21 protein-coding genes and 2 pseudogenes are annotated in these 23,289 nt (G+C 54.2%); 4 read left to right on the top strand and 19 right to left on the bottom strand.

The window, feature by feature from the left end; translation table 11 throughout:
* Positions 1–85: 85 nt before the first annotated feature.
* Positions 86–799, top strand: a complete 714-nt coding sequence (gene mpaA, locus ACWKXX_RS09310) for a murein tripeptide amidase MpaA (protein ID WP_261666210.1) — start codon at positions 86–88, stop codon at positions 797–799.
* Here the strand turns inward: mpaA and ycjG are convergent.
* Positions 790–1,755 (bottom strand): L-Ala-D/L-Glu epimerase, encoded by a 966-nt coding sequence (ycjG, locus tag ACWKXX_RS09305; RefSeq protein ID WP_032619607.1) that lies wholly within the window; start codon positions 1,753–1,755, stop codon positions 790–792. The two genes, mpaA and ycjG, sit on opposite strands and share 10 nt — an antisense overlap.
* Positions 1,756–1,861: 106 nt before the next feature.
* Between ycjG and tpx the strand changes: the two genes are divergently transcribed.
* Positions 1,862–2,368: a thiol peroxidase gene (gene tpx, locus ACWKXX_RS09300; protein WP_003856889.1), complete on the top strand. Its 507-nt coding sequence runs from the start codon at positions 1,862–1,864 to the stop codon at positions 2,366–2,368.
* 34 nt (positions 2,369–2,402) lie between these two features.
* On the opposite strand, the gene tyrR is transcribed toward tpx, so the two are convergent.
* The 3 genes from tyrR to ACWKXX_RS09285 all read right to left on the bottom strand — a co-directional run bounded on the left by tyrR (position 2,403) and on the right by ACWKXX_RS09285 (position 6,502).
* Positions 2,403–3,944 (bottom strand): transcriptional regulator TyrR, encoded by a 1,542-nt coding sequence (gene tyrR, locus ACWKXX_RS09295; RefSeq protein WP_261666209.1) that lies wholly within the window; start codon positions 3,942–3,944, stop codon positions 2,403–2,405.
* 111 nt (positions 3,945–4,055) lie between these two features.
* Positions 4,056–5,108 (bottom strand): YcjF family protein, encoded by a 1,053-nt coding sequence (locus ACWKXX_RS09290; RefSeq protein WP_047738645.1) that lies wholly within the window; start codon positions 5,106–5,108, stop codon positions 4,056–4,058.
* Positions 5,105–6,502: a YcjX family GTP-binding protein gene (locus ACWKXX_RS09285; RefSeq protein ID WP_023296695.1), complete on the bottom strand. Its 1,398-nt coding sequence runs from the start codon at positions 6,500–6,502 to the stop codon at positions 5,105–5,107. The genes ACWKXX_RS09290 and ACWKXX_RS09285 overlap by 4 nt, the downstream gene beginning before the upstream one ends.
* A gap of 155 nt (positions 6,503–6,657) precedes the next feature.
* Between ACWKXX_RS09285 and ACWKXX_RS09280 the strand changes: the two genes are divergently transcribed.
* Positions 6,658–7,668 carry a LacI family DNA-binding transcriptional regulator gene (locus tag ACWKXX_RS09280; RefSeq protein ID WP_023296696.1) on the top strand — a complete coding sequence of 337 codons (1,011 nt, stop codon included), beginning with the start codon at positions 6,658–6,660 and terminating at the stop codon, positions 7,666–7,668.
* Positions 7,669–7,701: 33 nt separating this feature from the next.
* On the opposite strand, the gene ACWKXX_RS09275 is transcribed toward ACWKXX_RS09280, so the two are convergent.
* From ACWKXX_RS09275 to pspA, 15 genes and pseudogenes are all read right to left on the bottom strand, one after another.
* The gene (locus ACWKXX_RS09275) at positions 7,702–8,616 is read right to left on the bottom strand and encodes an OmpG family monomeric porin (RefSeq protein ID WP_261666208.1); all 915 of its coding nucleotides are present in this window, start codon (positions 8,614–8,616) and stop codon (positions 7,702–7,704) included.
* Positions 8,617–8,681: 65 nt separating this feature from the next.
* Positions 8,682–9,764, bottom strand: a complete 1,083-nt coding sequence (locus ACWKXX_RS09270; protein WP_261666207.1) for an ABC transporter ATP-binding protein — start codon at positions 9,762–9,764, stop codon at positions 8,682–8,684.
* A 13-nt stretch (positions 9,765–9,777) separates the two neighbouring features.
* Positions 9,778–10,443, bottom strand: a complete 666-nt coding sequence (gene pgmB, locus ACWKXX_RS09265) for a beta-phosphoglucomutase (protein WP_032653776.1) — start codon at positions 10,441–10,443, stop codon at positions 9,778–9,780.
* A complete protein-coding gene (locus ACWKXX_RS09260) occupies positions 10,433–12,712 on the bottom strand; it encodes a glycoside hydrolase family 65 protein (protein WP_261666206.1) in 2,280 nt (759 codons plus the stop codon). The genes pgmB and ACWKXX_RS09260 overlap by 11 nt, the downstream gene beginning before the upstream one ends.
* Complete coding sequence (locus ACWKXX_RS09255; RefSeq protein ID WP_108454265.1) at positions 12,706–13,764, bottom strand: Gfo/Idh/MocA family protein; 1,059 nt, start codon at positions 13,762–13,764, stop codon at positions 12,706–12,708. The genes ACWKXX_RS09260 and ACWKXX_RS09255 overlap by 7 nt, the downstream gene beginning before the upstream one ends.
* Positions 13,765–13,775: 11 nt before the next feature.
* The gene (locus ACWKXX_RS09250; protein WP_261666205.1) at positions 13,776–14,564 is read right to left on the bottom strand and encodes a sugar phosphate isomerase/epimerase family protein; all 789 of its coding nucleotides are present in this window, start codon (positions 14,562–14,564) and stop codon (positions 13,776–13,778) included.
* A 17-nt stretch (positions 14,565–14,581) separates the two neighbouring features.
* Positions 14,582–15,634 (bottom strand): annotated as a pseudogene (locus ACWKXX_RS09245) (zinc-dependent alcohol dehydrogenase).
* Between the two features lie 28 nt (positions 15,635–15,662).
* Positions 15,663–16,505 (bottom strand): carbohydrate ABC transporter permease, encoded by an 843-nt coding sequence (locus ACWKXX_RS09240; RefSeq protein ID WP_261666204.1) that lies wholly within the window; start codon positions 16,503–16,505, stop codon positions 15,663–15,665.
* Complete coding sequence (locus ACWKXX_RS09235; protein WP_003856862.1) at positions 16,492–17,373, bottom strand: carbohydrate ABC transporter permease; 882 nt, start codon at positions 17,371–17,373, stop codon at positions 16,492–16,494. Before ACWKXX_RS09235 ends, ACWKXX_RS09240 begins: the two co-directional genes overlap by 14 nt.
* A 21-nt stretch (positions 17,374–17,394) precedes the next feature.
* The gene (locus ACWKXX_RS09230; RefSeq protein WP_261666203.1) at positions 17,395–18,687 is read right to left on the bottom strand and encodes an ABC transporter substrate-binding protein; all 1,293 of its coding nucleotides are present in this window, start codon (positions 18,685–18,687) and stop codon (positions 17,395–17,397) included.
* 19 nt (positions 18,688–18,706) lie between these two features.
* Positions 18,707–20,397: pseudogene (locus ACWKXX_RS09225) on the bottom strand (sugar phosphorylase).
* A 195-nt stretch (positions 20,398–20,592) separates the two neighbouring features.
* Positions 20,593–20,817, bottom strand: a complete 225-nt coding sequence (gene pspD / locus ACWKXX_RS09220; RefSeq protein ID WP_033486864.1) for a phage shock protein PspD — start codon at positions 20,815–20,817, stop codon at positions 20,593–20,595.
* A 12-nt stretch (positions 20,818–20,829) separates the two neighbouring features.
* Complete coding sequence (pspC, locus tag ACWKXX_RS09215; RefSeq protein ID WP_006810819.1) at positions 20,830–21,189, bottom strand: envelope stress response membrane protein PspC; 360 nt, start codon at positions 21,187–21,189, stop codon at positions 20,830–20,832.
* Complete coding sequence (gene pspB, locus ACWKXX_RS09210) at positions 21,189–21,413, bottom strand: envelope stress response membrane protein PspB (RefSeq protein WP_003856853.1); 225 nt, start codon at positions 21,411–21,413, stop codon at positions 21,189–21,191. The genes pspC and pspB overlap by 1 nt, the downstream gene beginning before the upstream one ends.
* 49 nt (positions 21,414–21,462) lie before the next feature.
* On the bottom strand, positions 21,463–22,131 hold the full coding sequence (gene pspA / locus ACWKXX_RS09205; protein WP_015570399.1) for a phage shock protein PspA: 669 nt from the start codon (positions 22,129–22,131) through the stop codon (positions 21,463–21,465).
* A 151-nt stretch (positions 22,132–22,282) separates the two neighbouring features.
* On the opposite strand from pspA, the gene pspF reads away from it, so the two are divergent.
* A complete protein-coding gene (pspF, locus tag ACWKXX_RS09200; protein WP_161799647.1) occupies positions 22,283–23,275 on the top strand; it encodes a phage shock protein operon transcriptional activator in 993 nt (330 codons plus the stop codon).
* Positions 23,276–23,289: the final 14 nt, after the last annotated feature.

Genomic DNA, 23,289 nt, shown 5'->3' with positions numbered 1-23,289 from the left:
AATTTTCCACACACACGGAAACTATTTGATTAAGCGCGGCTTTTGCACAACACTGCCAGAAGTGACTTTATCATCAGGGTTTACTATGGCAACTACCCGACCAAGAACGGAACGCGGCGCCTTCCCGCCCGGGACTGAACATTATGGACGCTCGTTTTTAGGCGCGCCGCTGATCTGGTTTCCGGCACCCGAGGCCGATCGTACTAGCGGCTTAATCATTGCGGGCACGCATGGCGATGAACACTCGTCTGTCGTGACGCTCTCGTGCGCGCTACGTACGCTGGCCCCCGATTTACGACGACATCATGTGATTTTGACCGTCAACCCGGACGGTTGTCAGCTTGGATTACGGGCGAATGCACGCGGCGTTGACCTGAACAGGAACTTCCCGGCGGCAAACTGGCGCGCCGGTGAAACGGTGTATCGCTGGAACAGTTCAGCGCAGGAGCGAGATGTGGTCCTGCTCACGGGAGACAAACCCGGTTCCGAACCGGAGACTCAGGCATTGTGCCAGCTTATTCATAAGATCCACCCGGCCTGGGTTGTCTCTTTCCACGATCCCCTCGCCTGTATTGAAGATCCTCGTAATACGGCGCTCGGGCAGTGGCTGGCGGATGCGTTTGCTCTACCTCTGGTGAGCAGCGTTGGCTATGAAACACCCGGGTCGTTTGGCAGCTGGTGCGCGGACCTTAGCCTTCACTGTATCACCGCAGAGTTTCCGCCCATCTCCTCGGATGAAGCGAGCGAAAAATACCTGCGGGCGATGACAGATCTCCTGCGCTGGCAGCCTCAAAGATGAAGTACACCGGAGGTAAAATTCAGGGCGGGTGATACGTCAACCGCCAGCCAGGTTGGGCCGTCAAGATCGGCAAAACGCACGCTGTTCACCAGCGGGAGCGCAGCGCCGATCGCTCTTGACGTGCACAACATGCAGCCCAGCATCAGAGCAAAGCCTTGCGCCTGCGCATCTTGTGCCAGTGCCAGGGCTTCGGTTAATCCACCTGTTTTATCCAGCTTAATGTTCACCATTTCGTAGCGTCCCTCGAGAGCTGACAGGCTCTCACGGGTATGACAGCTTTCATCTGCACAGACGGGAAGCGGATGAATAAAATTCGCCAGCGCGGCATCGTCTTCTGCCGGGAGGGGTTGCTCCAGCATGGCAACGCCCAGATCGGCAAGCAGCTGACAACGGGCTGCCAGCCCTTCGCTATGCCATGATTCGTTCGCATCGACGATAAGAGTGGCATCAGGCACCGCCGCACGAATGGCGACCATGCGTTCGCTAATCAGACGATCGTCGAGCTTCACCTTTAATAATGTTGCACCGGTGGCATACAACGCCTGAGCGCTGGCGGCCATTTGCTCTGGTTCACCGATGACCACCGTTTGCGCGGTGACGATCGATTGCGGCAGCGTAACGTCCAGCAGCGCAGGCAGCGGTTTTTGTTGTTTCGCCGCTTCCAGACTCCAGAGTGCGCAGTCAATCGCGTTGCGTGCCGCGCCGGCCGGCAACCGAAGCTGAAGAGCCTCGCGCGTCAGACCCGCCTGCAACTCGGGCACCACCGTCATAATTTGCGCCATGACTGACGCCAGGCTTTCTCCGTAGCGAGGATAAGGGGTACATTCCCCGACGCCTTTTACGCCGTCCTCTTCACATTCAACCACGACCACACAGGCCTCATTACGGCTGCCGCGCGAGATCACAAACGGGGTGTGCAATGGCCAGGCTTCTTCATAGACCTTAACGCTTCTCATCACTAACTCCTTGCAGGCCGGAAAGGCAGAAAATTGGTTTGCCGTGCTAACTGCGGATGACATACACTAGCCACGACGTTAACTATTTGTAAACAGGAAGATATCTATGTCACAACTCGTTCATTTCCAGGGCAACCCGGTTGCTGTTGCAGGTTCCATCCCACAGTCTGGCAGCAAAGCACAGCCTTTTACTCTGGTGGCTAAAGATCTGTCTGACGTCACGCTGAGCCAGTTTGCTGGCAAACGTAAAGTCCTGAACATTTTCCCAAGCATCGATACTGGCGTTTGTGCTGCATCAGTGCGTAAATTCAACCAGCTGGCGACCGAAATGGACAACACCGTAGTGCTGTGCATTTCTGCTGACCTGCCGTTTGCCCAGTCCCGCTTCTGCGGCGCTGAAGGCCTGAGCAACGTCATCACCCTTTCCACTCTGCGCAGCCCGGATTTCCTGGAAAAATACGGTGTTGCCATTTCCGAAGGCGCGCTGAAAGGTCTGGCTGCTCGTGCGGTACTGGTGATCGACGAAAACGACAACGTTGTTTTCAGTGAGCTGGTTAACGAAATCACTACCGAACCGGATTACACCGCCGCACTTGAGGCGCTTAAAGCCTAAACGTAAAAAAGCCTCTGCAAAGAGGCTTTTTTATTTATTCGTCACCCTTCTTCTGATTTAACCCATACTCGCGCAGCTTATTCGCAATTGCGGTATGTGACACCCCAAGACGTTTAGCCAGCTTGCGCGTGCTCGGATAGCTGCGATAAAGCTGCGTTAACACCGAACGCTCGAAACGGCTGGTGATGTCATCCAGCGAGCCTTCCATTGCCTCTTCGCCTACCGAGACCGTCCCGGCATCGTAATCCGGCAACAGAATATCCTGAGGGCGCAGTTCATACCCTTCAAGCTGAGTTAATGCGCGATAGACCGCATTTTTAAGCTGACGAATATTGCCCGGCCAGCCGTAACGCGTCAGCACGGTGCCCAGGTCGGCAGAGAGCTTCGGACGCGGCACGCCCTGCTCGTCGGCAAAACGGGCCACGAACAGTTCTGTCAACGGCATGATGTCCTGCGGGCAATCACGCAGCGGCGGTATATTGAGCGTCAGAACGTTGAGACGATAGTAGAGATCTTCGCGGAATACCCCTTTCTGCACCAGCTCCACCAGGTTTTTCTGGGTGGCGCAGATGACGCGCACGTCCACGTGCACTTCATGATCTTCCCCCACACGGCGGAACGTGCCGTCATTGAGAAAACGCAGCAGTTTCGCCTGCATGCGTGGCGACATTTCGCCAATCTCGTCCAGCAACACCGAGCCGCCGTTCGCCTGCTCAAAGAAGCCTTTTTTGCCTTCCGGCGCATGCCCGAACAGCTCACTTTCCACCGCATCTTCAGGAATAGAGGCGCAGTTCAGCGCCAGATACGGTTTTGCCGCACGCGGGCTGGCCGTGTGCACAGCATGCGCCAGCAGATCTTTCCCCGTACCGGTATCCCCGGTAATCAGCAGCGGCGCCGTAAGATTTGCCAGCTTGCGCGCCTGGTCGATTACATGACGCATCTTCGGGCTCACCGCAATAATCTGGCTGAATGCGCCGACGTCCTGGCTGGAAAGATTCTGTAACTGGCGTCCCATGCGCACCGTGGAGCGCAGCATGATCACCGCGCCGGTGAGCACCCGCGCGGCATTTTCCCCTTTCAGGTAGACCGGCGTGATCTCCATCAGGAAATTCTGTCCGTTGATAACGACATGCTCGCTATGGGTATTTTGCGGGTTGCTGTCCAGCCAGCGCTGGAAATTAAACCCGGTGATCAGTTGCGTGGCGTGGTGCCCAATAAGTTTTTCCTGAGTCTGCGCAAACAGCTGGCAGCTGGCCTGGTTAACGCGCTCGACTTTATTTTTCAGATCGAGAGAGAGAAACGGCTCCGGCATTGCTTCCAGCAGCGCGCTCAGCGCAAGATGTTCCCGCTCGGACGGCATCCAGGGGATGGTGCGTACATCCGTAACGCCAGCGATACGGCGGATTTCCGCCATCAGGCTACTGAAGGTATTAAATTCAATTTCGGCAAAATTGAGGTAAATTCGCCCGACAGGGTCGATCTCTATGCCACGTAAATCAATGCTACGTAAAACAAGAAGATCGAGTAACTCGCGGGTCAGACCGAGACGGTCCTCACAAAAGACTTCCAGACGCATGGGAAATTCACCGTTTAAGCCAATAACAGTAAAATGATATGTCAGATCACGTTATTCGGGAAGGTGGCTGTCAACAAATATTGACAGCCCGCACGATTAGAAAACAAAACCTCACTGAGCAGGTTTTTTATTGAGCGTCTCTTTAAGCTGGCCAATCAATTCGCGACGGAAATCCCCCAGCCGCGGCTTATCGCCATCGATCCAGGGGAGTGGACGACAAACCTCCATCGCTTTGATGCCCAGGCGTGCCGTCAGCAGACCGGCACCAATCCCCTGCGCCGCCCGGGCAGAGAGACGGGCCGCAAGATCCTGCGACATCCAGTCCATCCCGACCTCCCGTACCAGTTCGCTTGCCCCGGCGAAGGCGATATTCAGCAATACCAGTTTGAACAGGCGCAGCCGGCTGTAATAGCCAAGCTCGATGCCATACAGTCTGGCGATGCGGTTGATCAGGCGCAGGTTGCGCCAGGCGATAAAGGCCATGTCCACCATCGCCAGCGGACTGACGGCGATCATCAGGGTAGATTCCGCCGCCGAGCGGCTGATCTCACGACGAGCCTGCGCATCCAGCACCGGCTGAACAATGTGGGCATAGAGCGTGACCACTTCCTGGTCATTCTGGGTTTCGTGGATCGCCGCATACCAGCGCTGAAGCGCCGGGTGAGAGTGATCAATCCCGGCCTGAGCCGCAAGCTTTTCACAAAAAGCACGCCCTTTTCCTGTGCCGTGACTGTGCAGCAGATCCCGCGCTTCATCGCGTTCGTGGGCACGCTGACGCAAACGCCAGAGGCGACGCCACTCGGTGACGACTGAGCCAACGCCCGCACCAACAATCAACGCCCCGGCGGCGCATCCCCCCAGCGCCACCCAGTCCTGCGTTTGCCAGGCATTGACGCCCCACTGCACGCCCTGGCCGATTACGCTCGCACCAAAAAGGGCTAACCCGGCGGTCACCATCTTGCGCCACAGGCTGCGTTTCGGGCGCAGTGCCGCATCAACCACCGCTTCCGCCTGCCCCTCTTCAGCCAACGGTTCGTCTGCCAGCACGGGAGCAAAGTTGTCGGCCTGCGGGCCGCTGAAGGTTTGCGCCGTTTTAAACGCCTCATGCGGGGACTGCTCAAGCTGGCCGGTAAAATCAATGCGTGGTTTTAACGGTTCCGTCATCGCAATTTATCTCCAATTAAAAACTCCAGCGCGGCATCCAGACGGATATGCGGCAATGGCTGGTCAACGTTCATACTCTGCGGACGGAAGGCTTCGAACTGAAAACCCTGGCTTTGCCAGAAAGCCTGGCCCGGCAGACGCGCCGGAACTTCCCCCGGATAGACCGTGAGCGGCGCACCGTCGCTGAGACGGTTGCCCCGCAGGGCCGGAATTTTCTCGCCATTCAGGTCAATCAACCCACTCTGCGTAGCCTGTACGGACGCCAGCCCCAGACAATCCATACTGATCCCTTCGAAGGCCGCATTCTGCCAGGCATCCTGCACCAGCTGTTGCAGCAGGGATACCATGTTGGCGTGCTGATCGACCGTCACATGGTCAGCTTTTGTGGCGGCAAACAGCAGCTTGTCGATGACTGGCGAGAACAAACGGCGAAACAGCGTACGCTGGCCATAATGAAAGCTTTGCATCAGCTGCGTCAGCGCCAGCCGCATATCATTGAACGCCTGCGGCCCGCTGTTGAGCGGTTGCAGGCAGTCCACCAGCACGATCTGGCGGTCAAAGCGTAAAAAGTGATTTTTATAAAAGCCCTTAACCACCTTCTCACAGTAATAATTGTATCGCTCGCGGAGCATACCGGCGTTGGTGGTCTTGTCCGCCTGCGCCAGTTTCGATTCACCGATGCTGTCAACGTCCGGCCACGGGAAAAACTGTAGCGCGGGAGCACCGGCTAAATCACCCGGCAGAACAAAGCGGCCCGGCTGAATAAAATGCAACCCCTCCTGCTTGCACTGATGCAGGTAATCCGTCCAGGCTTCGGCTATGACGGCCAGACGGTTTTCATCCGCCGGTGCCAGCGGATCCAGTCCTTCGCAAAGCTGGCGCCATTTGGTCGACCACTCTGCCCGCTGCCCCTGCAACAGACCGGTCATCTGTCGGGACCAGCTCAGGTAATCCTGCGCCAGCATCGGTAAATCGAGCAGCCATTCTCCCGGGTAATCCACAATTTCGAGATAGAGCGTGGACGTTTCTTTGAAGTGACGCATCAGGGATTCATTCGAGCGGAAACGAAGCGCAAGACGGATTTCGCTCACGCCACGCGTCGGGGTGGGCCAGGCGGGAGGCTCCCCATATAACTGCGCCAGACCTTCATCATAGGTGAAACGGGGTATGCCAAAATCACGTTGCGGTACGCGTTTCACCCCAAGCAACCGCTCCTCGCGCACTGCGCTAAGCAGTGGCAGGCGCGCCCCTGCATGCAGGTTCAACAGCTGATTGACCATCGCCGTAATGAATGCTGTCTTACCGCTGCGGCTCAGCCCCGTCACGGCAAGACGCAGATGGCGATCAACGCCACGGTTCACCAGAGAATTGAATTCGTTTTTAAGTCGCTTCATCGCCGTCCTTCATTGCCTGGAACCCTGAAAAAAGTCACTTCAGAATACAGTAAATTGGGGCAGATCGTTGATTATCAATTCTTAATTATTGCTATTGCCGTTTTCTCTCCAGTAAGATGGGCGCAATTGCTGTCCGTCTGGAGTGAGTAAGGTGTATGTCACCCACCATCTATGATATTGCCCGCGTTGCTGGCGTTTCGAAATCAACCGTGTCGCGCGTTCTGAATAAACAAACGAATATTTCTCCTGAAGCGCGCGAAAAGGTGTTGAAGGCGATAGAAGAATTAAATTATCAACCGAATAAACTTGCCCGCGCACTCACCTCTTCTGGCTTCGACGCCATTATGGTTATTTCGACCCGTTCAACCAAAACCACCGCAGGCAATCCGTTTTTCTCTGATGTACTACATGCCATTACGGCAAAAGCAGAAGAAGAGGGTTTTGATGTTATTTTACAAACGTCCAAAAGCAGCGAAGATGATCTTCAAAAATGCGTGGGTAAAATAAAGCAGAAGATGATCAAGGGGATCATCATGCTAAGCTCGCCGGCGAACGAGTCTTTTTTCGCGACGCTGGACGAATATGGCGTGCCCGTGGTCGTTATTGGTAAAGTGGAAGGTAATTACCAGAATATCTATTCTGTCGACACGGATAATTTCCGCGACAGCGCCATATTAACCGACTCATTTATCAAACATGGTCGAACTAAAATTGCCTGCCTGCATGCCCCGCTCGATTATCACGTTTCTATCGATCGCCTGGCGGGCTATAAATCGAGCCTTGAGAAGCAGGGTATTGCGATTAACCCGGACTGGGTTATTGATGGCGGGTATACCCATGAAAGCGCGCTTCAGGCGGCCTGTCAGCTACTCTCTTCAGACAACCCGCCCGATGCGGTTTTTGCGACAGACAGTATGAAATTGCTGAGTCTTTATCGTGCCGCGGATGCGCTAAACCTGACGATCCCAGAACAGGTCGCAATGGCAGGATACAGCGACCCAATGCTATCTCTCATTTTAACCCCTGCGCCTGGCGGCTTTGATATCCCCACCAGAAAGCTGGGCGAAGAGAGCTGCGATGTGTTGTTCAGGTGCATAGCGGGTAAACCTGCCCCGCATAAGATATTGGTTGAAACGCATTTTTCAGATGCGGCTTCATTACGCTAAAAACCAGGGGCAAACGCCCCTGGTGAAGTGTTATCAAAACGCGTAATTCACGCCGATACCGGCATAGTGGAAGCGGTCACTTTCCCCTTCGTCATGGTTTTCCCATTCGTAGGCATATTCCAGCGTCATGGATAAACCATTGTTAAAATCATAGGCGTACAGCATACCCAAACGGTTGAAATCATGTCCTTCACGCTCAGGATCGTCTTGCCAGTCCCAGTTTGACCAGCGATCGAGTCCCAGACGGGTATAAGGCGTTAACGTAGTCTGACCCAATGAAATCGGCAGATAGGCGCGGATTTCCTGAGTGGAGAATTCACCGTTATTACGTGAACCGTCCATATTAAAACCGCGCTCTAAATAGTAATTAACTTTTGCCGAGACCGTTTCGCTAATTGTCCAGGTAAAACCGGTTTCGGTCTCGACGCGGCTGTCAGAATAGCCGGTTTTTTCCAGATCGTTGGCAAACTGATACATGGCAAACCAGCCGCCAAAACGCCAGTCGTCGGTTAGTTTAATATCCCAGTCAGGCTGAACTTTGTAGCGCTGCATATTAGCACTACCATCTTTAGCACCATGCTCATCCTTAAAGTGATAGCCATAATTACGGAAGCCACCGGTCAGGCCGAACGTAAAATCATCGGTGCCGATAAAACGATAGCGTAATTCTACTTCAGGACGATCGAAATAGGTGCCGCGCGTCATGCTACTGTAATCGACCGGCCCTTCCTGATACATAGCCAGCGAAATGGTCCAGGCATCCCATGTGGCATTAAACCACACGGAGGGTTCATATAATCCATCTTTATCGTCGGCCTGACCTTCGACGTTTTCAATTTCATACATGGCGCCAATATTAAATTCCCACTGTTTGGCTGATTCTGTTGCTTGCGCGCAGCTCACCCCTGCGCACAGGACGAGCGCAGCACTTCTTAGTAGAGTACTCATTAAAATATTCCTTTATAATTAACACACAAAAAACCGGAAACTTTCATTTCCGGCGAACACCTTTCTTATCTAATAGCTGTTTCAGTATCAGCATCGAAGAAATGGCACTTATTCATATCGAACTGGATGCCGATATTATCTCCGGCAACGTAATCATCCGCCGCTCCCGCACGGACAACCAGTTCATGCCCACCCACGGAGGCATAAAGCATAAATTCAGCCCCGGTCAGCTCAGCAACGCTGATCTTCGCCGTGATGTTTTCACCGCTTCGCTGTACGGTGAGAATGTCTTCCGGACGGATCCCAAAGACAACCGCTTTACGCTGGTAACCTTGCGCATTAAGTACGGCCAGCTTGTCTTCCGGGATCTCCAGATGCAGCGTTTCCGTCACAAAGTAGCGGTCGTCGATCGCGCCACGAATGAAGTTCATCGCCGGTGAGCCAATAAACCCTGCAACGAACATATTCGCCGGCTCGTTGTAGACCTGCTTCGGCGCGCCCACCTGCTGAATGATGCCGTCCTTTAAAATCACGATGCGGGTCGCCATCGTCATGGCTTCCGTCTGATCGTGCGTCACGTAAATCATGGTGGTGTTAAGCTTCTGGTGCAGCTTGCTGATTTCAGCGCGCATCTGCACACGAAGCTTGGCATCGAGGTTGGATAAAGGCTCATCCATCAGGAAGACCCCCGCTTCGCGCACTATCGCCCTGCCTAACGCCACGCGCTGGCGCTGACCGCCGGACAACGCGCCAGGTTTACGCTGGAGATAATCGCGCAAGCCCAGGATCTGTGCCGCCCAGCTAACGCGTTCTTCAATGACGGAGGGCACAATTTTTTGCATTTTCAGGCCAAACGCCATGTTGTCGTAGACCGTCATATGCGGATAGAGCGCATAGTTCTGGAAGACCATCGCAATATCACGGGACTTGGCGGGAACATCATTCATGCAAACCCCGTCAATAATCAGTTCACCCGCGCTGATCTCCTCAAGGCCGGCAATCATTCGCAGCGTCGTGGATTTCCCACAGCCCGATGGACCGACGAAGACAATAAATTCTTTGTCTTCAATTTCGAGGTTGAAATCCTTCACCACGTGGACCTGGTTATCATAGATTTTCTGAATGTGTTTCAGAGACAGTTGAGCCATTATTAATTCCTTATCAATACGCCCGGGATGCCCAGAACGCCGTCAGGCGTTCCCAGGTCAGTTCCTGCGTTGAATGAAGTTGTAATCCCGCATGGTTCAGGCCAGGCCCAATCCCGACCGACAGCATTCCTGCGGCGTTAATCGCATCTACCCCTGCGGCGGCATCTTCGATACCAATGGCCTCTTCAGGACGTACGTTCAGTCCCTTACAGGCCGCAAGGAAGATTTCCGGGTCCGGCTTTGAGCGGTTAATACGCGAAGCATCGGCGCAAAAATCGAAAGCCTGATGAATACCCAACGCGTGCAAAATCCCGGGGGCATTAAGCGATACGGATGCCAGGCCAATTTTGACCTTCGCGGCGCGAATATCCGCCAGCACGTCGCGAATCCCCGGGAGCAGTGAATCCTGCGTCAGTGATGCCAGCGACTGGACGTAAAGCGCGTTTTTTTTCGTCGCCAGCGCCAGGCGCTGCTCGTCACTGAACATCCCCTCTTTCCCGCCATGTTTCAGAATGCGCTGGAGGGAGTCCATACGGCTTATTCCCTTCAGCTGTTCGTTAAATACTTCATCGAAGGTGATACCAATCTCCTCCGCCACGGCGCGCCAGGCCAGAAAGTGAAGATGCGCGGTATCGGTGATCACCCCGTCCAGATCGAATACAACAGCGTTAAGCGTCATGGCGCCCCTCCGTGGTAGCGGTCCCATTAACAGATGCAAGAAAGTCCTTACGCGCGCAGACCTTTCGCCCTGATACGTGCAGCGTTTTATCCCACAGCGTCAACGTGACAGGTGCGGTGGTTTCAATGGTTAACTGGTCATCTTCACAGGTAACGTGCATTGTTGCGTTCCGCCACCGCAGCGGGAAGGCGAGTTTCTGCCAGTGAGCAGGCAGCTTCGGCGCAAGATGCAGCTCCCCTTCGCTAATGTGCAGGCCAGCAAATCCCTGAATGGCGCCCAACCAGATCGCACCGGTGGCGGCGGCATGAATACCATCATCGCTGCTGTGCGGGTCGTCTCCCAGGTCAATGGCGATACCATCGCGCCAGAAGGCATACGCCCCGTCAGTGTCACCGCAGCGTGCGAGCACAATGCCGTGAATGGCTTTACTCAGGGATGAATCATGGATCGTGCGTGGCTCGTAGAACGCCAGATTGGCGGCACATTGCTGCGGCGTAAACCGTTCCGGCAGCAGGTAGTTAAGCATCACCACGTCGGCCTGCTTCAGGATCTGCATCTCGTTCACTTCCGCGCGAGAGTAATCAAGCAGAATGGTTTGCTTACCCGCTTTGGCTTTATAGCGGCTCAGATCGATGGCAGGTTTTGCCATGAAGGTATCATCCTGCGGGATCACACCCTCTGCGTCGGCCTCTGGCAGCCACAGGCGCGCCAGAAACGTCCCGGCATTCTCCGTAAAACGCGCATCTTCACGCCTAAACATCGCCATAAACTGACGCGCGCAGGCAACGTTGTGCCAGGCCAGATAGTTGGTGTAGGCGTTGTTGTTGACATGCTCGGTGTATTCATCCGGTCCGATTACGTCATGGATCTCAAGACGACCATTAATTTCCGTCGCGCGTCCCATCCAGAACGAAGCGGTTTCCATCAGCAGCGTCAGGCCCTCATTGCGCATAAAGGCATCGTCGTGTGTTGCCTGCCAGTAAGCGACAACGGCCCAGGCAATATCTGCCACGATGTGATGTTCAGCGAGTGCGGAGGCGACCTTCTGGCGAACCCCGGTGCGGATGTTAATGGCCGCAAATTCTGGCGTCTCTTCCTGTCCGCTGGCGGCACTTTCCCACGGGAACAACGCGCCCGGCCAACCGTTACGGCGTGCTTTTTCACGCGCGCCCGAAAGATTGAGCCAGCGATAGCGCAGCAGACTGCGGGCAATCTGTGGACGGGTAAACAGATGGAACGGCAGCAGGAAAATTTCGGTATCCCAGAAGACGTGTCCCTTATACCCCTCACCCGTCAGCCCTTTCGCCGCAATACTGCTTCGCTCATCATGAGCAGGCGTCATTGTCGTCAGATGCCAGACGGCGTAATCCAGCGCCAGCTGATCCTGCTGTTCTGCACAAGTCACTTCCACCCGAGCATCACGCCAGACCGCTTCCCAGGCGTACGCTGAGCTCTCAAGCAACGCATCGTAGCCTCTTGCCGCGCAGACTTTGAGATCGGCCAGCGCGTTGCGGGCGAAAGACTCCTGCGAGAGCGATTTATCGCAGCGATGCGTCAGCCAGACGATTTTTTCAAGCGTGACAGTGTCACCTTGCAAGATAGTCAGAGAATGATGAACGCTGAGGCGACGATTTTTGGCGGTGAAACAACTGTCGCTCTTAGCGGAGAGCTGACAAAACGCCGAAACAACAACTTCAGACGCCCGGTCCTGCGTTTCATACACACCCTGCATGTAGTGCTGGTCAAAGACCCTGACCGAGATTTCATCCAGATGCTGCCTGCCGCTGTTCGTTTGTGTCGCATCTATGCCGGTTTTCAGCACGGCCTGAGCGGCGCCGTCAAGCGGTGTGATCGAGAGCTGCATTGCCACTAAGGGCAACTGGTCCAGCGAAACAAAACGACGGCTCTCGAGGCGATAGCGTTTTCCGTCCGGCGAACGCCAGACAACATTACGATGCAGTTCGCCGTTAGCAAAGGCCAGCTCGCGTTGCCACTCAAGAATTTCGCCTGAAAGGAGCGTGAAATTGATGCCGTCCAGCTCAACTTCAATCCCGGTGACATCCGGCAGATTGATCAGCTCAGTGGTTTCGTTGCGTCCCGCGCGATGATACAGCCCCGCGAGGTACATGCCTCTGGTCTGCTGGGTGTAATCTTCTTCATGCGTGGCGCGCATGCCCATGTAGCCATTGCCGCAGGCCATAATGGACGCGTACTTATTCAGGCTATGCGGGCAAAAGCCCGGATCGGTTAATACAGACTGGTTCAGCATAACGTCACGCTTTCCCCTGTTTCCGCGGCTTCATATAATGCCGCGACTAATTGCTGGATCACCAGCCCCTGTTCCGCATCGGCAATCATGACCGGCTCGCCCAATACGTGGCGAACAAACGCGTCCATACTGCGCAGATGTCGGCGATCGTCAGCCTCTTCCCGCTGGGTCAGCGTCTGTAAAACACCGGCTTCGTCGTTATAAATGTGTGCCGGGAACAGCGTTGCACCCGCCTTCTCACCGCAGAAAGAGACGTTCATGATCGACTGCTCGCGGATATTAAGCGCAAAAGAGGTGTCCAGACGCAGAATGCCACCGTTGCAGAACTCAATCGTGCCAAACAGGGCATCTTCCACGGTAAACTGCGCAGGATCCCATTCGCCAAACTGGCCGGTGTGTTTCCGGTTCCCCAGTCTCTGGAAGCTGTGCGCGGTTACCCGCTTCACGGCCGGGAAGCCCAGCACATACATCGCGGCATCCAGCATATGAATGCCGATATCGATCAGCGGCCCGCCGCCCTGAAGCGATTTATTGGTGAACACGCCCCACCCCGGCACACCGCAACGACGCAGCGCCTGCGCGGAGGTGAAGTAAATTTCACCGAGCGTTCCGTTCATAACCGCATCGCGCAGGAGCTGGGTATCCAGGGCAAAGCGATGGTGAAAATCGTACGCGAGGACTTTTCCGGCCTTGCGCGCCGCGAGACGCATCTCATCCGCCTGGTGCGGCGTCATCGCCGGCGGCTTTTCACACATCACATGACAGCCTGCTTCGAGAGCCGCCATCACATGTTCAAAATGGAACCGGTTAGGCGAACAGACGCTCACCACATCCGGTTTTACTTCCTGCAACATCTCGTGAGCGTCCTGCCATGCCGATGGAATAGCATAACGTTCCGCGAACGCCTGTGCCTGCTCAAGGCGGCTGTCCATGACAGCCACCATTTGAACATCACTGCGCGTGGCGTAATACGAGGCATGCACTTTGTCTGCAACCTGCCCGGCGCCAATGATGGCGACGCGCAGAGGCAAAGGTGTAGAAGCACTCATCACGCTCGTCATCCTTAGCATTCACGCAAGTAAGTGAGAGAGTCCTTATAGGCCTGAGCCGGATCGTCGGCACGCACCCGGCACTCGTACACGACGTAACCCTGATAGTTATCGGCACGCAGCTGATCGAACAGGCTGGCGAAATCGAGGCTGCCGCTGCCCGGCTGATAGCGGTGGTTATCAGCAATGTGCAGATGACCCAGCAGGTCGCGGTTGTGATGCAGCGCTTCCGTCAGGGAGTCTTCTTCAATATTCATGTGGTAGAAATCACCGATGATCTGCACGTGCTTCAGGCCGTTCTCTTCGATATAACGACGCGCATCGGCCAGGGTGTTGATCATATGATCCTGATAGCGGTTCAGCGGCTCCAGGTAGACGGTAGTACCGGTGCGCGCTGCCACCTCATCCAGCCAGCGCAGGGAAGCGCTGACCGCTTTGCGATCGCCGTCCAGGCTACGTGGCGAAGTCATTGGCGGCAGACGGAAGGTAAACATCCCCCACGCAGCCGGAACGATAATCCCCTTGCCGCCCACTTCTGCCAGCGCTTCCAGAATGCGTTCAATCTGCTGTAGACCGTTCAGGCGGCGTTCTTCGATAAAATCCCCGATCCAGCCATCGTATCCGCCACAGGCCGTCGTGACCGGCAGGCCGGTGGCTTTGATAGCCGCTTTTACTTCGTCGAGGTTTTCCACCAGCAGCCGGCCATCAATTTCGTAGCCATCAAATCCCATCGCTTTGATGTATTCGAATTTTTCCATGATAGCGGTCGGGAAAAAGGCCTGGTTTTGTGTTGCGATTTTCATGATTTGCTGTCCTTAGCTTAAAAAGTGACGCCCATTTTGATACTGAGTTCCGGGTGCTGATCGACATACTTCATATAGCTTTCCGGGCTGGTGGTGAAGGTGACGACCGGGTCGATCAGATCTTCGCAATTGAGATAACCGTTCATCAGCAATTCCCAGCAGGTCTCTTCAATACGCTTGCGGCTCTAGCGCGGATAATCCGGGTTGGGTTCACTGCATGCGCGGGAGAAGACAATTTTGGCGTTGTTGAAGTGTGCCTCGCGACCAAGGTTGAAGCCCGCCGCAAACGGCTTGGCGAAGGCCACGTAGGAGATTGTTCCACCGTAGGCGAGACCGCGCAGCGCAGATTGCAGCGCATCTGCAAATCCGCTGGTTTCGATGATCACATCCGCGCCCTGCTTGCCGGTCAGTTTCTTAATTTCCAGACCAACATCGGTACCGATTGGGTTCAGGCAGTGGTCTGCACCGTGACGGCGGGCGATCTCACAGCGATGTTCGATAGGATCGACACCAATAACCACTGACGCGCCGGCTTTTTTCGCCAGCTGAATCGCAATCTGACCAATCGCGCCCAGTCCCACAACCACGACGAAATCCCCTACGCGGACGTTAGCATCACGCACGCCGCTCATGGCGAACTGCGCCGGATCGTAGCAAACGGCGTTTTTCCAGGATGCGCCCTGCGGCATTTTGCGCAGCTTATAGTTGTTCACCGCGTTAACAATGACCGTTTCCTGCAACGGGCCGTAGCAGCAGACGCTGTCGCCGATCTGGTATTCGGTCACGTCCGCACCACATTCGATGATGTCGCCGACGATCATGTTCCCCAGCTGGAATTTACCAAATTCGATGCCGCGCGCTGCACCTTCTTCACGCGGGGTAAACATCTGCCACTCCGCGTTGAACTCTTCATCGATGAACGGGCTTGCCGCGCGGAAATCCACGACTTCGGTGCCGTGTTTCGGGGCGCCATAACGGGCACGAATCTTCACCTCATGTGCTGCAACAGGACGATCTTCGTATTCCACCAGCGCCGCTACACGAGGCGCTGTCGCAACTAATTTTTTCATGACTGACTCCTTGTTAAAATCGGCCGCCTCAGCCCTTCACGCCGCCGGCGGTCAAACCACTTTTAATGAAACATTCAGACAGGGCATACATAATGACGACCGGAAGTGCCGTGACTAGCGATGCCGCCATCATGCGACCCCAGATGTAATCTGGCGTACTGAAGAGCGTGTTCAGCCCCACCGGCAACGTGAAGTTGCTGGCGCTGGACAGGAAAATGGAGGCGAACAGATAGTCATTCCACGCCACCATGAAGCAGTAGACAAAGACCGACACCAGACCCGAGATCGCCAGCGGCACGGTGATGCGGAAGATGATTTGCAGGCGGTTCAGGCCGTCCATCATCGCGGCTTCTTCGATTTCGTCCGGGATGGTGTCGAAATAGCTGCGCAGCATAAAGACCGCGGTAGGCAACGTCTGCGTCACCATGGTGATGATCAGCGCCAGTTCGGTGTCATAAATGCCGAGCGCGGTGATGATTTTGAACAGCGGCACCACCAGCAGGATCCCGGAGAACATATAGACGGTGTAGAAGCTCGCATTGATCGTCGTGCGCCCTTTAAAGCGCAGTTTGGATAACGCATACGCGCCCAGCGTGCCGAGAAACACCGCAATGACCGAGGAGGTCAGCGACACCACCATGCTGTTACGAAAGTAATCCACAAACGGGAAAATCAGCGGGTTAAAGATGTCGATGTAGTGCTGTAGCGTCCACTCCTGCGGCAGAATGGTCGGGTGCAGCGAGATCGCCTCTTTCGCGCTTTTGAACGACGTCATCAACATCACAAAAAATGGAAACAGCGTGATAATCAGAAATAGCGCCAGTCCCAGATAAAAACCGATACGGCCCAGAACGCGTTTATTTGTTGCCATTGAGGTTTACCCTTTTTCTGGTCAGCAGAATGACAGCGAAGATGATCACAAACAGCACAACGGAAATGGCGGCTGCTTTACCCAGGTCATTGAACGCAAAGGCGGTTTTGTAGAGATATACGCCCAGAATGTCGACCTTGGTGGTGAGCAGATATACATCCGCAAACATGTAGAACATCCAGATGGTTCGCAGCGTGACCACCGTGGCCAGCACCGGCATGATGGCGGGCAACGTCACGATACGAAAACGCTGCCAGGCATTTGCTCCGTCCATCTCTGCCGCTTCGTACAATGATTTATCAATGGTCTGCAAAATCGCGAGGAACGAGATAAAGGCGTACGGGAAGTAACGCCAGATGGCGAACAGCACAACCAGGACAAAACTGCTGCCAGGATTATCGAACCACAGCGGCGCCTGATCGTAGAGATGCAGCAGATCAACGCCCAGATAGTTCACAATCCCGTAGCCGTTGTTGAACATGTATTTCCAGGCAAATACCAGTGAAATAGACGGCGTCACGTAGGACAGAATCACCAGTGAACGTGCCGTTTTCCGCATGCGGAATTCACGGTTAAAGAAGATCGCTACGGCCAGTCCCAGCCCGGTGCTGCCGAGCACGACCAGCGCCGTATACCAGAACGTCATCCACAGGGAGTGCCAGAACGCAGCATCGCCCAGAATGCGAATGTAGTTATCCAGGCCGACGAACACCGCATCAATACGCGGGTTCAGCGGTAAACGTAAAAAACTGATTTCAATGTTGGAAATCATTGGCCAGGCCACCAGGCCCCCCAGCAAAATCAGGCTGGGGGCCAACAGCAGCATGGCGAAAGGCATATCTGAACGACCAGAAAACAACGTCTTCATAATTCCCTTCGCAAAGCGCTCCTATCGTTGTGTTATCAGGTCAGTCAGTTTCTTCTGGCTGTTGCTTAACGTCGCATTGAGATCTTTTTGTCCCACCGTCACGTTATGCACCATGGAACTGATAATGCCGGAGCCGGTAACGTCTCCCATGCGGGTAAAGTTTTTGTCGCCTACGGCGCCAAATACCTGGACGTTCGGGAACTGGGCAATCAGCTCGTAAGGCAGTTGGCCAAAGGCTTTGATCACGTCGTTGTTTTTCCAGCTATCAGTGCCCACCACGAGTTTGTTCACCGGCAGCGCCGCGCCAGGGGACATCATCACCCAGTCAGACGCGTTTTGAGCCTGCTCTATCCAGGTCACAAACTTTTCTGCCGCCTGCGTTTCCTCTTCGGTCTGGCCGGTCGTGATCGTCAACGAGGTGATCATGCCGTACACGGCTGATGATTTTTCCGTCGGGACCACGAACCCCAGGTTGGCCGGATTGCCATCTTTGTAGACCGCGGGCAGGATATAGGTGGAGTAAACGGCCATAGGCGCAGAGCCGTTCATGAAGGCGTCTTTGATCTCCATGACATCATTGGAGCCCGGCATGGTGTTCGCGGCCAGTGCCCGATAAAACGCCAGCGCTTTCGACATTTCAGGGGTATCGATTTTCACGTTGCCGTTTGCATCAAAGACGTTGGCTCCGCCTGACAACGCAAACTGCGAGAAGGCCTGCTCCGTCATGACGCTTTCTGCGGTTGGAAGCGCGATACCGTAATGTTTTTTCGCCGGTTCGTTGAGCGCCTGACTGGCTTTCAGCAGTTGCTCCCAGTTGTGCGGTTCTTCGATTCCCGCTGCCGCGAGCGCATCTTTGTGATACCAGACGCCGGACAGCCACGCGCTAACCGGCACCCCCGTCCATGCCTTGCCGTCTTCGGTGCGAACAACGCGTAAAATACCGTCGTAAAAGGTATCTTCACCGACGGCTTTAATCGCGTTGCCGATCGCGTCACGGTCCAGCAGTTGCTCTTTATCCATGACTTTGGCGTAGTCATGGCTGACTTCAATCACTTCCGGCAGCGCGCCGGTACGGGCCAACGTAATGACCTTGGTGTTATAGGCATCTTCCTCAACGGGGACCTGTTTCACCGTAATAGTCGGGTTTTCTTTCTCGAATTTTTCGATCAGTTTCGTAATAACTGCCTGACGCTCCTGTTCTACCGACGAGTGCATAAACTCAATGGTGACCTGAGATGCTTTATCGTCCTTACAGCCTGATAACAGGGCGCACGAAACCAGTGCTGATAACAGCACAATTTTGGGCATTTTCATTTTAGGGTCCTTTTTAGTTTTATTTAATCCACATTACCTGCCATGGATTGAGGGTCAGTTCCGTACCGCTAATATCTTGTCCTGAGAGTAATTCCCTACCAAAGAGCGTTTGTCCATAAACGGTCTGCATTTTATTGCTAAAATTAAATAATGCTGTCATTCGCTCGCCATTTTCAGCAACACGAACAATTTTAAGAATATGTTCACCGATTGCGTCAAAAATAGCCTGACTATCCGGATGGAACGCACGCTCGCCGCGACGAATAGCAATAAGCTCACTCAAACGAGAATAAATCTGATAACGTATACTCTTATTATTATTAAGCTCCCGATCAACCTGACCTGCGGTGTATTTCTTCCTGTTTATCGCGCGATTATATCCGAGACGTTCGACACCTTCATAATCGTTACGCGAACCAAGAATGCTTTGAATATATACAGCCGGTACGCCAGGAAAACTTAACAACACAGCATGCGCCAGGATGAACCGCGCAATGCGCTCATCATCTGAGCTGTCTCGCAAACTCAACGCATCAAGATAGGTGACATTAATTTCATAGGGGCTTCGCGTTCCGTCAGGATTATTTTTCCAGTTGACCAGCGCGCCTTCCTGCTGAAGCTTTTCGACCAGCGAGAGGATCTCTGATTCCGGAAGGATGCCGCGTAACGGGTTCAATCCGATACCATCATGTGAAGCCAGGAAATTAAACCAGGTGGTGTAAGTTGAAGGCAGCGCCAGCGAGCCCGCCCACCGGCACAGGGCTTTAACATCCTGACGATGAACGGCGTGCAGCACCAGCGGTGGTAAGGAAAACTGATAGACCATCTGGGCTTCATTTTCACCATCACCGAAGTAAGAGATATTGTCTTTGTGGGGAACATTTGTCTCAGTGATGATCACCGTTCCAGGCGCCACGGCGTCCGTATGGCGCGGAACAGCTGGATAAGGCAATGGGTTTGTTCCAGATGGATACAGGTGGTTCCCGGGATCTTCCACATAAACCCGACCGCATCCAGACGGATATAACGCGCCCCTTCCATGAGGTAATGGAGCAGAACGTCAACCATGGCAATCAGCACCTGCGGCGAGGCGAAATTGAGATCGATTTGGTCATCGCTGAATGTGGTCCACAGATGACGAACGCTGCCATCATTAAGCGTGAACGGCGTCAGCAGCGGTAATGCGCGGGGACGCGTCACCGCCGATAAATCGGTTTCGGGATCGACAGAAATAAAGAAATCTTTGTAGCCCGGCTTCTGCGCCAGATAATTAGCAAACCATTCGCTTTTCGCTGACATATGGTTGCAAACAAAGTCAAACATTAAGCTGGCAGACTGTTTTAATTCCGCGACATCTCGCCAGGTTCCGGTTTCAGGTGCAACTTCGTGATAATCAATAACGGAAAATCCATCATCCGACGACCACGGATAAAACGGTAACAGATGGACATGAGAAAACGTGCGAGAAAGCCATTCATTATAGAAACGGGTAAATACCGGCAACGCTTTCTCCCCTTTCGCGGAGAACTGATCGGCATAGGTAATCAGCACAACGTCTTTTTCATCCCAGCCTGACTTACGCTTTTCCGTAATATTAACCGCCGCCTTTTCAAGCTTAGTTAATAACACGTTAAGGTGTGCATCTGAAAATGATTCACCGTAAATATGATTGATAAGTTTTTTAATTTTTGCGTTCACATTATTTTCCATGGTAGCGGTCCCACGGATTGGCAATCTACTCCCATGTAAAATATCTGTCAACGGACCCGGGGGCAGAAAGCGGCAATCTCAGCGCAGCGCAACGCATTATTGTGAGCTGCCGCAAAGAAAGCAGAAAAGCATAAGAAACGCAGAAGGGAAAGTCATGCCCCTTCTCTGGGCGAGAAAGGGCTTATGCGGGAGGAACTAGCGTGACAGGTAGCGCCGGGAAACGCGTTTTGCCAGCTTCTGTAACAGCGGCTCCAGAGCGACCGCCAGCAACATTCTGACCGGCTTGCGGGCAACAGACTTGATCGCCCAACCCGCCACACCCGCCGGGCCATAACGTAACGCCGTCATCAGAACCAGTTTACCTGCGATTTTCAGGCCGGGTTTTACCTTCTGACCGGCCTGTTGCCAGTTTTGTTTCATGTAAGTTCTCTCTTAAAGCTGACGAAAACGACTTCTCAGCGTAAAGGTATCGGAGGTGACATAACGTTCCATCTCGCGCAATCGCTTCTCCCCTGCGCTCAGCTGTTCATCCACCGCGTTCAGGAGATCGCTGCTGGTTGGCGTGTTCTCCGCATCCAGCTCACCTTCCGGCATAGGATCGAGTACAAACGACAGGATGATGTATGCCACCAGTGTAATAAAGGCCAGGCCGAAGAAAATCGACAATACGGTGACCACACGCACCAGTTTTACCGGAACATCCAGATAGTGCGCCAGCCCGGCGCAAACGCCCCGAACCATGCCCTGCTGTGGGATCCGCCACAGTTTTTTATTCAGATTCAGTCCAGCCATTACCGTTCCCTCCAGTTCGGGTGTTCCGCGTCCAGGATCGCTTCCAGCGCCTGAATACGTTCGCGCATTTTATTTGCCTCGGCAGAAAGCTGCGCCAGCCGCTGTTGTTCACTCTGCGACAGCTCACCGCGTGAAGAGCGGTTGCTGTAGTGCAGCCATAACCAGATGGGCAGAACAAACAGCACGAAAATGGTCAGGGGTATAGCCAGAAAAAGCGCGCTCATGTGTACTCCTTGTCTTACGATGCGGCACGCTCAGGTGCCGCAGGAATTATTATTGGTTGTCTTGTTTCATTTTGGCTTTCAGCGCAGCCAGTTGCTCGCTAATTTCATCATCGGCTTTCAGGTCAGCAAACTGCTGATCGAGGGTTTTCTGTTTACCGATGCTGTGGCTCTCGGCTTCCGCTTCCATGTGGTCGATGCGACGTTCAAACGATTCGAAACGGGCCATCGCTTCATCCAGCTTGCCGCTGTCCAGCTGGCGACGCACGTCGCGGGACGAGCTTGCAGCCTGGTGGCGCAGCGCCAGAGCCTGTTGACGTGCACGGGTTTCGCTGAGTTTGTTTTCAAGCTCACCAATCTCTTTCTTCATACGCGCCAGAGTATCATCCACCAGCGTCACTTCGTGTTCCAGCGTGGCAACCATGTCGGTCAGCTTCTGCTTCTCAATCAGCGCAGCGCGAGCCAGATCTTCTTTATCTTTACGCAGCGCCAGTTCCGCTTTTTCCTGCCATTCGTTAAGCTGGGCAGTTGCCTGCTCGATACGACGCGTTAACTGCTTTTTCTCTGCCAGCGCGCGGGCGGAGGTGGAGCGTACTTCAACCAGCGTGTCTTCCATCTCCTGAATCATCAGGCGCACCAGCTTCTGCGGATCTTCCGCTTTCTCCAGCAGCGAGTTGATGTTGGCGTTCACGATGTCGGCAAAACGAGAAAAAATACCCATAATTCAATCCTCATAGTTCTGTTATCGGGCGATGCCCTGCTGAGTAGTTAATACAAATCCCATGCCAACTTTTTATCTTATTGATTTTACTGAGTGTGATTGATATTTATCCAGCCAGCGGCTATTCTCACCTGGTGAATATCACTAAGGAGTGGTTAATTTCATCATGGCTGAATATAAAGATAATTTGCTTGGCGAGGCCAACAGCTTCCTGGAAGTGCTTGAACAGGTATCGCGCCTCGCGCCGCTGAATAAACCGGTGCTGATTATCGGTGAGCGCGGAACGGGTAAAGAACTTATCGCTAACCGCCTGCACTTTCTTTCTGGCCGCTGGGACGGCCCTTTTATTTCGCTTAACTGCGCGGCGCTGAATGAAAACCTGCTCGACACCGAGCTGTTTGGTCATGAAGCTGGCGCCTTCACCGGCGCACAAAAACGCCATCCCGGACGCTTTGAGCGCGCCGATGGCGGAACGCTCTTTCTCGACGAGCTGGCGACCGCGCCGATGCTGGTGCAGGAAAAGCTGCTGCGCGTCATTGAGTACGGTGAACTGGAACGCGTTGGCGGCAGTCAGCCCCTCCAGGTCAACGTTCGCCTGGTATGCGCCACCAACGCCGACCTGCCCGCGATGGTGGCTGAGGACAAATTCCGCGCCGACCTGCTGGACAGGCTGGCTTTCGATGTTGTACAGCTGCCGCCGCTGCGGGAACGGCGCAGCGATATCATGCTGCTGGCCGATCAGTTTGCCATTCAGATGTGCCGGGAACTGGGTCTGCCTCTCTTTCCGGGCTTCAGCGAACGGGCCACCGGGACCCTGCTCGGTTACCACTGGCCGGGCAATATTCGTGAACTGAAAAACGTGGTGGAACGGTCCGTTTACCGGCATGGCAGCAGCGAGACCGAACTGGACAACATTATTCTCGATCCGTTTCGGCGTGAGGATAAACAGCCCCCGGCTCCGGCGACGCGCCAGCAGGCTCCGGCGTTGCCGCTCGATTTACGCCAGTTCCAGCATCAGCAGGAGCAACAGCTGCTTGAGCAGAGCCTGAAAGAGGCGAAATATAATCAGAAACGGGCGGCTGAACTGCTGGGCCTGACCTACCATCAGTTAAGGGCATTGCTCAAAAAACATCAAATGCGCTGACATTATCAGCACTT

The organism is Enterobacter sp. UPMP2061 (assembly GCF_053709615.1).
Note: the sequence above shows the minus strand (reverse complement) of the source record. Positions and strands in the feature narration are given on the sequence as shown.

Excerpts from the sequence above, each read along its gene's own strand:
- ycjG (WP_032619607.1), bottom strand. The coding sequence starts at position 1,755 with ATGAGAAGCGTTAAGGTCTATGAAGAAGCCTGGCCATTGCACACCCCG.
- pspC (WP_006810819.1), bottom strand. The coding sequence starts at position 21,189 with ATGGCTGGACTGAATCTGAATAAAAAACTGTGGCGGATCCCACAGCAG.
- pgmB (WP_032653776.1), bottom strand. The coding sequence starts at position 10,443 with ATGACGCTTAACGCTGTTGTATTCGATCTGGACGGGGTGATCACCGAT.
- ACWKXX_RS09260 (WP_261666206.1), bottom strand. The coding sequence starts at position 12,712 with ATGCTGAACCAGTCTGTATTAACCGATCCGGGCTTTTGCCCGCATAGC.
- tpx (WP_003856889.1), top strand. The coding sequence starts at position 1,862 with ATGTCACAACTCGTTCATTTCCAGGGCAACCCGGTTGCTGTTGCAGGT.
- ACWKXX_RS09240 (WP_261666204.1), bottom strand. The coding sequence starts at position 16,505 with ATGGCAACAAATAAACGCGTTCTGGGCCGTATCGGTTTTTATCTGGGA.
- ACWKXX_RS09235 (WP_003856862.1), bottom strand. The coding sequence starts at position 17,373 with ATGAAGACGTTGTTTTCTGGTCGTTCAGATATGCCTTTCGCCATGCTG.
- tyrR (WP_261666209.1), bottom strand. The coding sequence starts at position 3,944 with ATGCGTCTGGAAGTCTTTTGTGAGGACCGTCTCGGTCTGACCCGCGAG.
- pspA (WP_015570399.1), bottom strand. The coding sequence starts at position 22,131 with ATGGGTATTTTTTCTCGTTTTGCCGACATCGTGAACGCCAACATCAAC.
- ACWKXX_RS09285 (WP_023296695.1), bottom strand. The coding sequence starts at position 6,502 with ATGAAGCGACTTAAAAACGAATTCAATTCTCTGGTGAACCGTGGCGTT.
- pspD (WP_033486864.1), bottom strand. The coding sequence starts at position 20,817 with ATGAAACAAAACTGGCAACAGGCCGGTCAGAAGGTAAAACCCGGCCTG.
- ACWKXX_RS09250 (WP_261666205.1), bottom strand. The coding sequence starts at position 14,564 with ATGAAAATCGCAACACAAAACCAGGCCTTTTTCCCGACCGCTATCATG.
- ACWKXX_RS09230 (WP_261666203.1), bottom strand. The coding sequence starts at position 18,687 with ATGAAAATGCCCAAAATTGTGCTGTTATCAGCACTGGTTTCGTGCGCC.
- ACWKXX_RS09275 (WP_261666208.1), bottom strand. The coding sequence starts at position 8,616 with ATGAGTACTCTACTAAGAAGTGCTGCGCTCGTCCTGTGCGCAGGGGTG.
- pspB (WP_003856853.1), bottom strand. The coding sequence starts at position 21,413 with ATGAGCGCGCTTTTTCTGGCTATACCCCTGACCATTTTCGTGCTGTTT.
- ACWKXX_RS09290 (WP_047738645.1), bottom strand. The coding sequence starts at position 5,108 with ATGACGGAACCGTTAAAACCACGCATTGATTTTACCGGCCAGCTTGAG.
- ACWKXX_RS09280 (WP_023296696.1), top strand. The coding sequence starts at position 6,658 with ATGTCACCCACCATCTATGATATTGCCCGCGTTGCTGGCGTTTCGAAA.
- ACWKXX_RS09270 (WP_261666207.1), bottom strand. The coding sequence starts at position 9,764 with ATGGCTCAACTGTCTCTGAAACACATTCAGAAAATCTATGATAACCAG.
- mpaA (WP_261666210.1), top strand. The coding sequence starts at position 86 with ATGGCAACTACCCGACCAAGAACGGAACGCGGCGCCTTCCCGCCCGGG.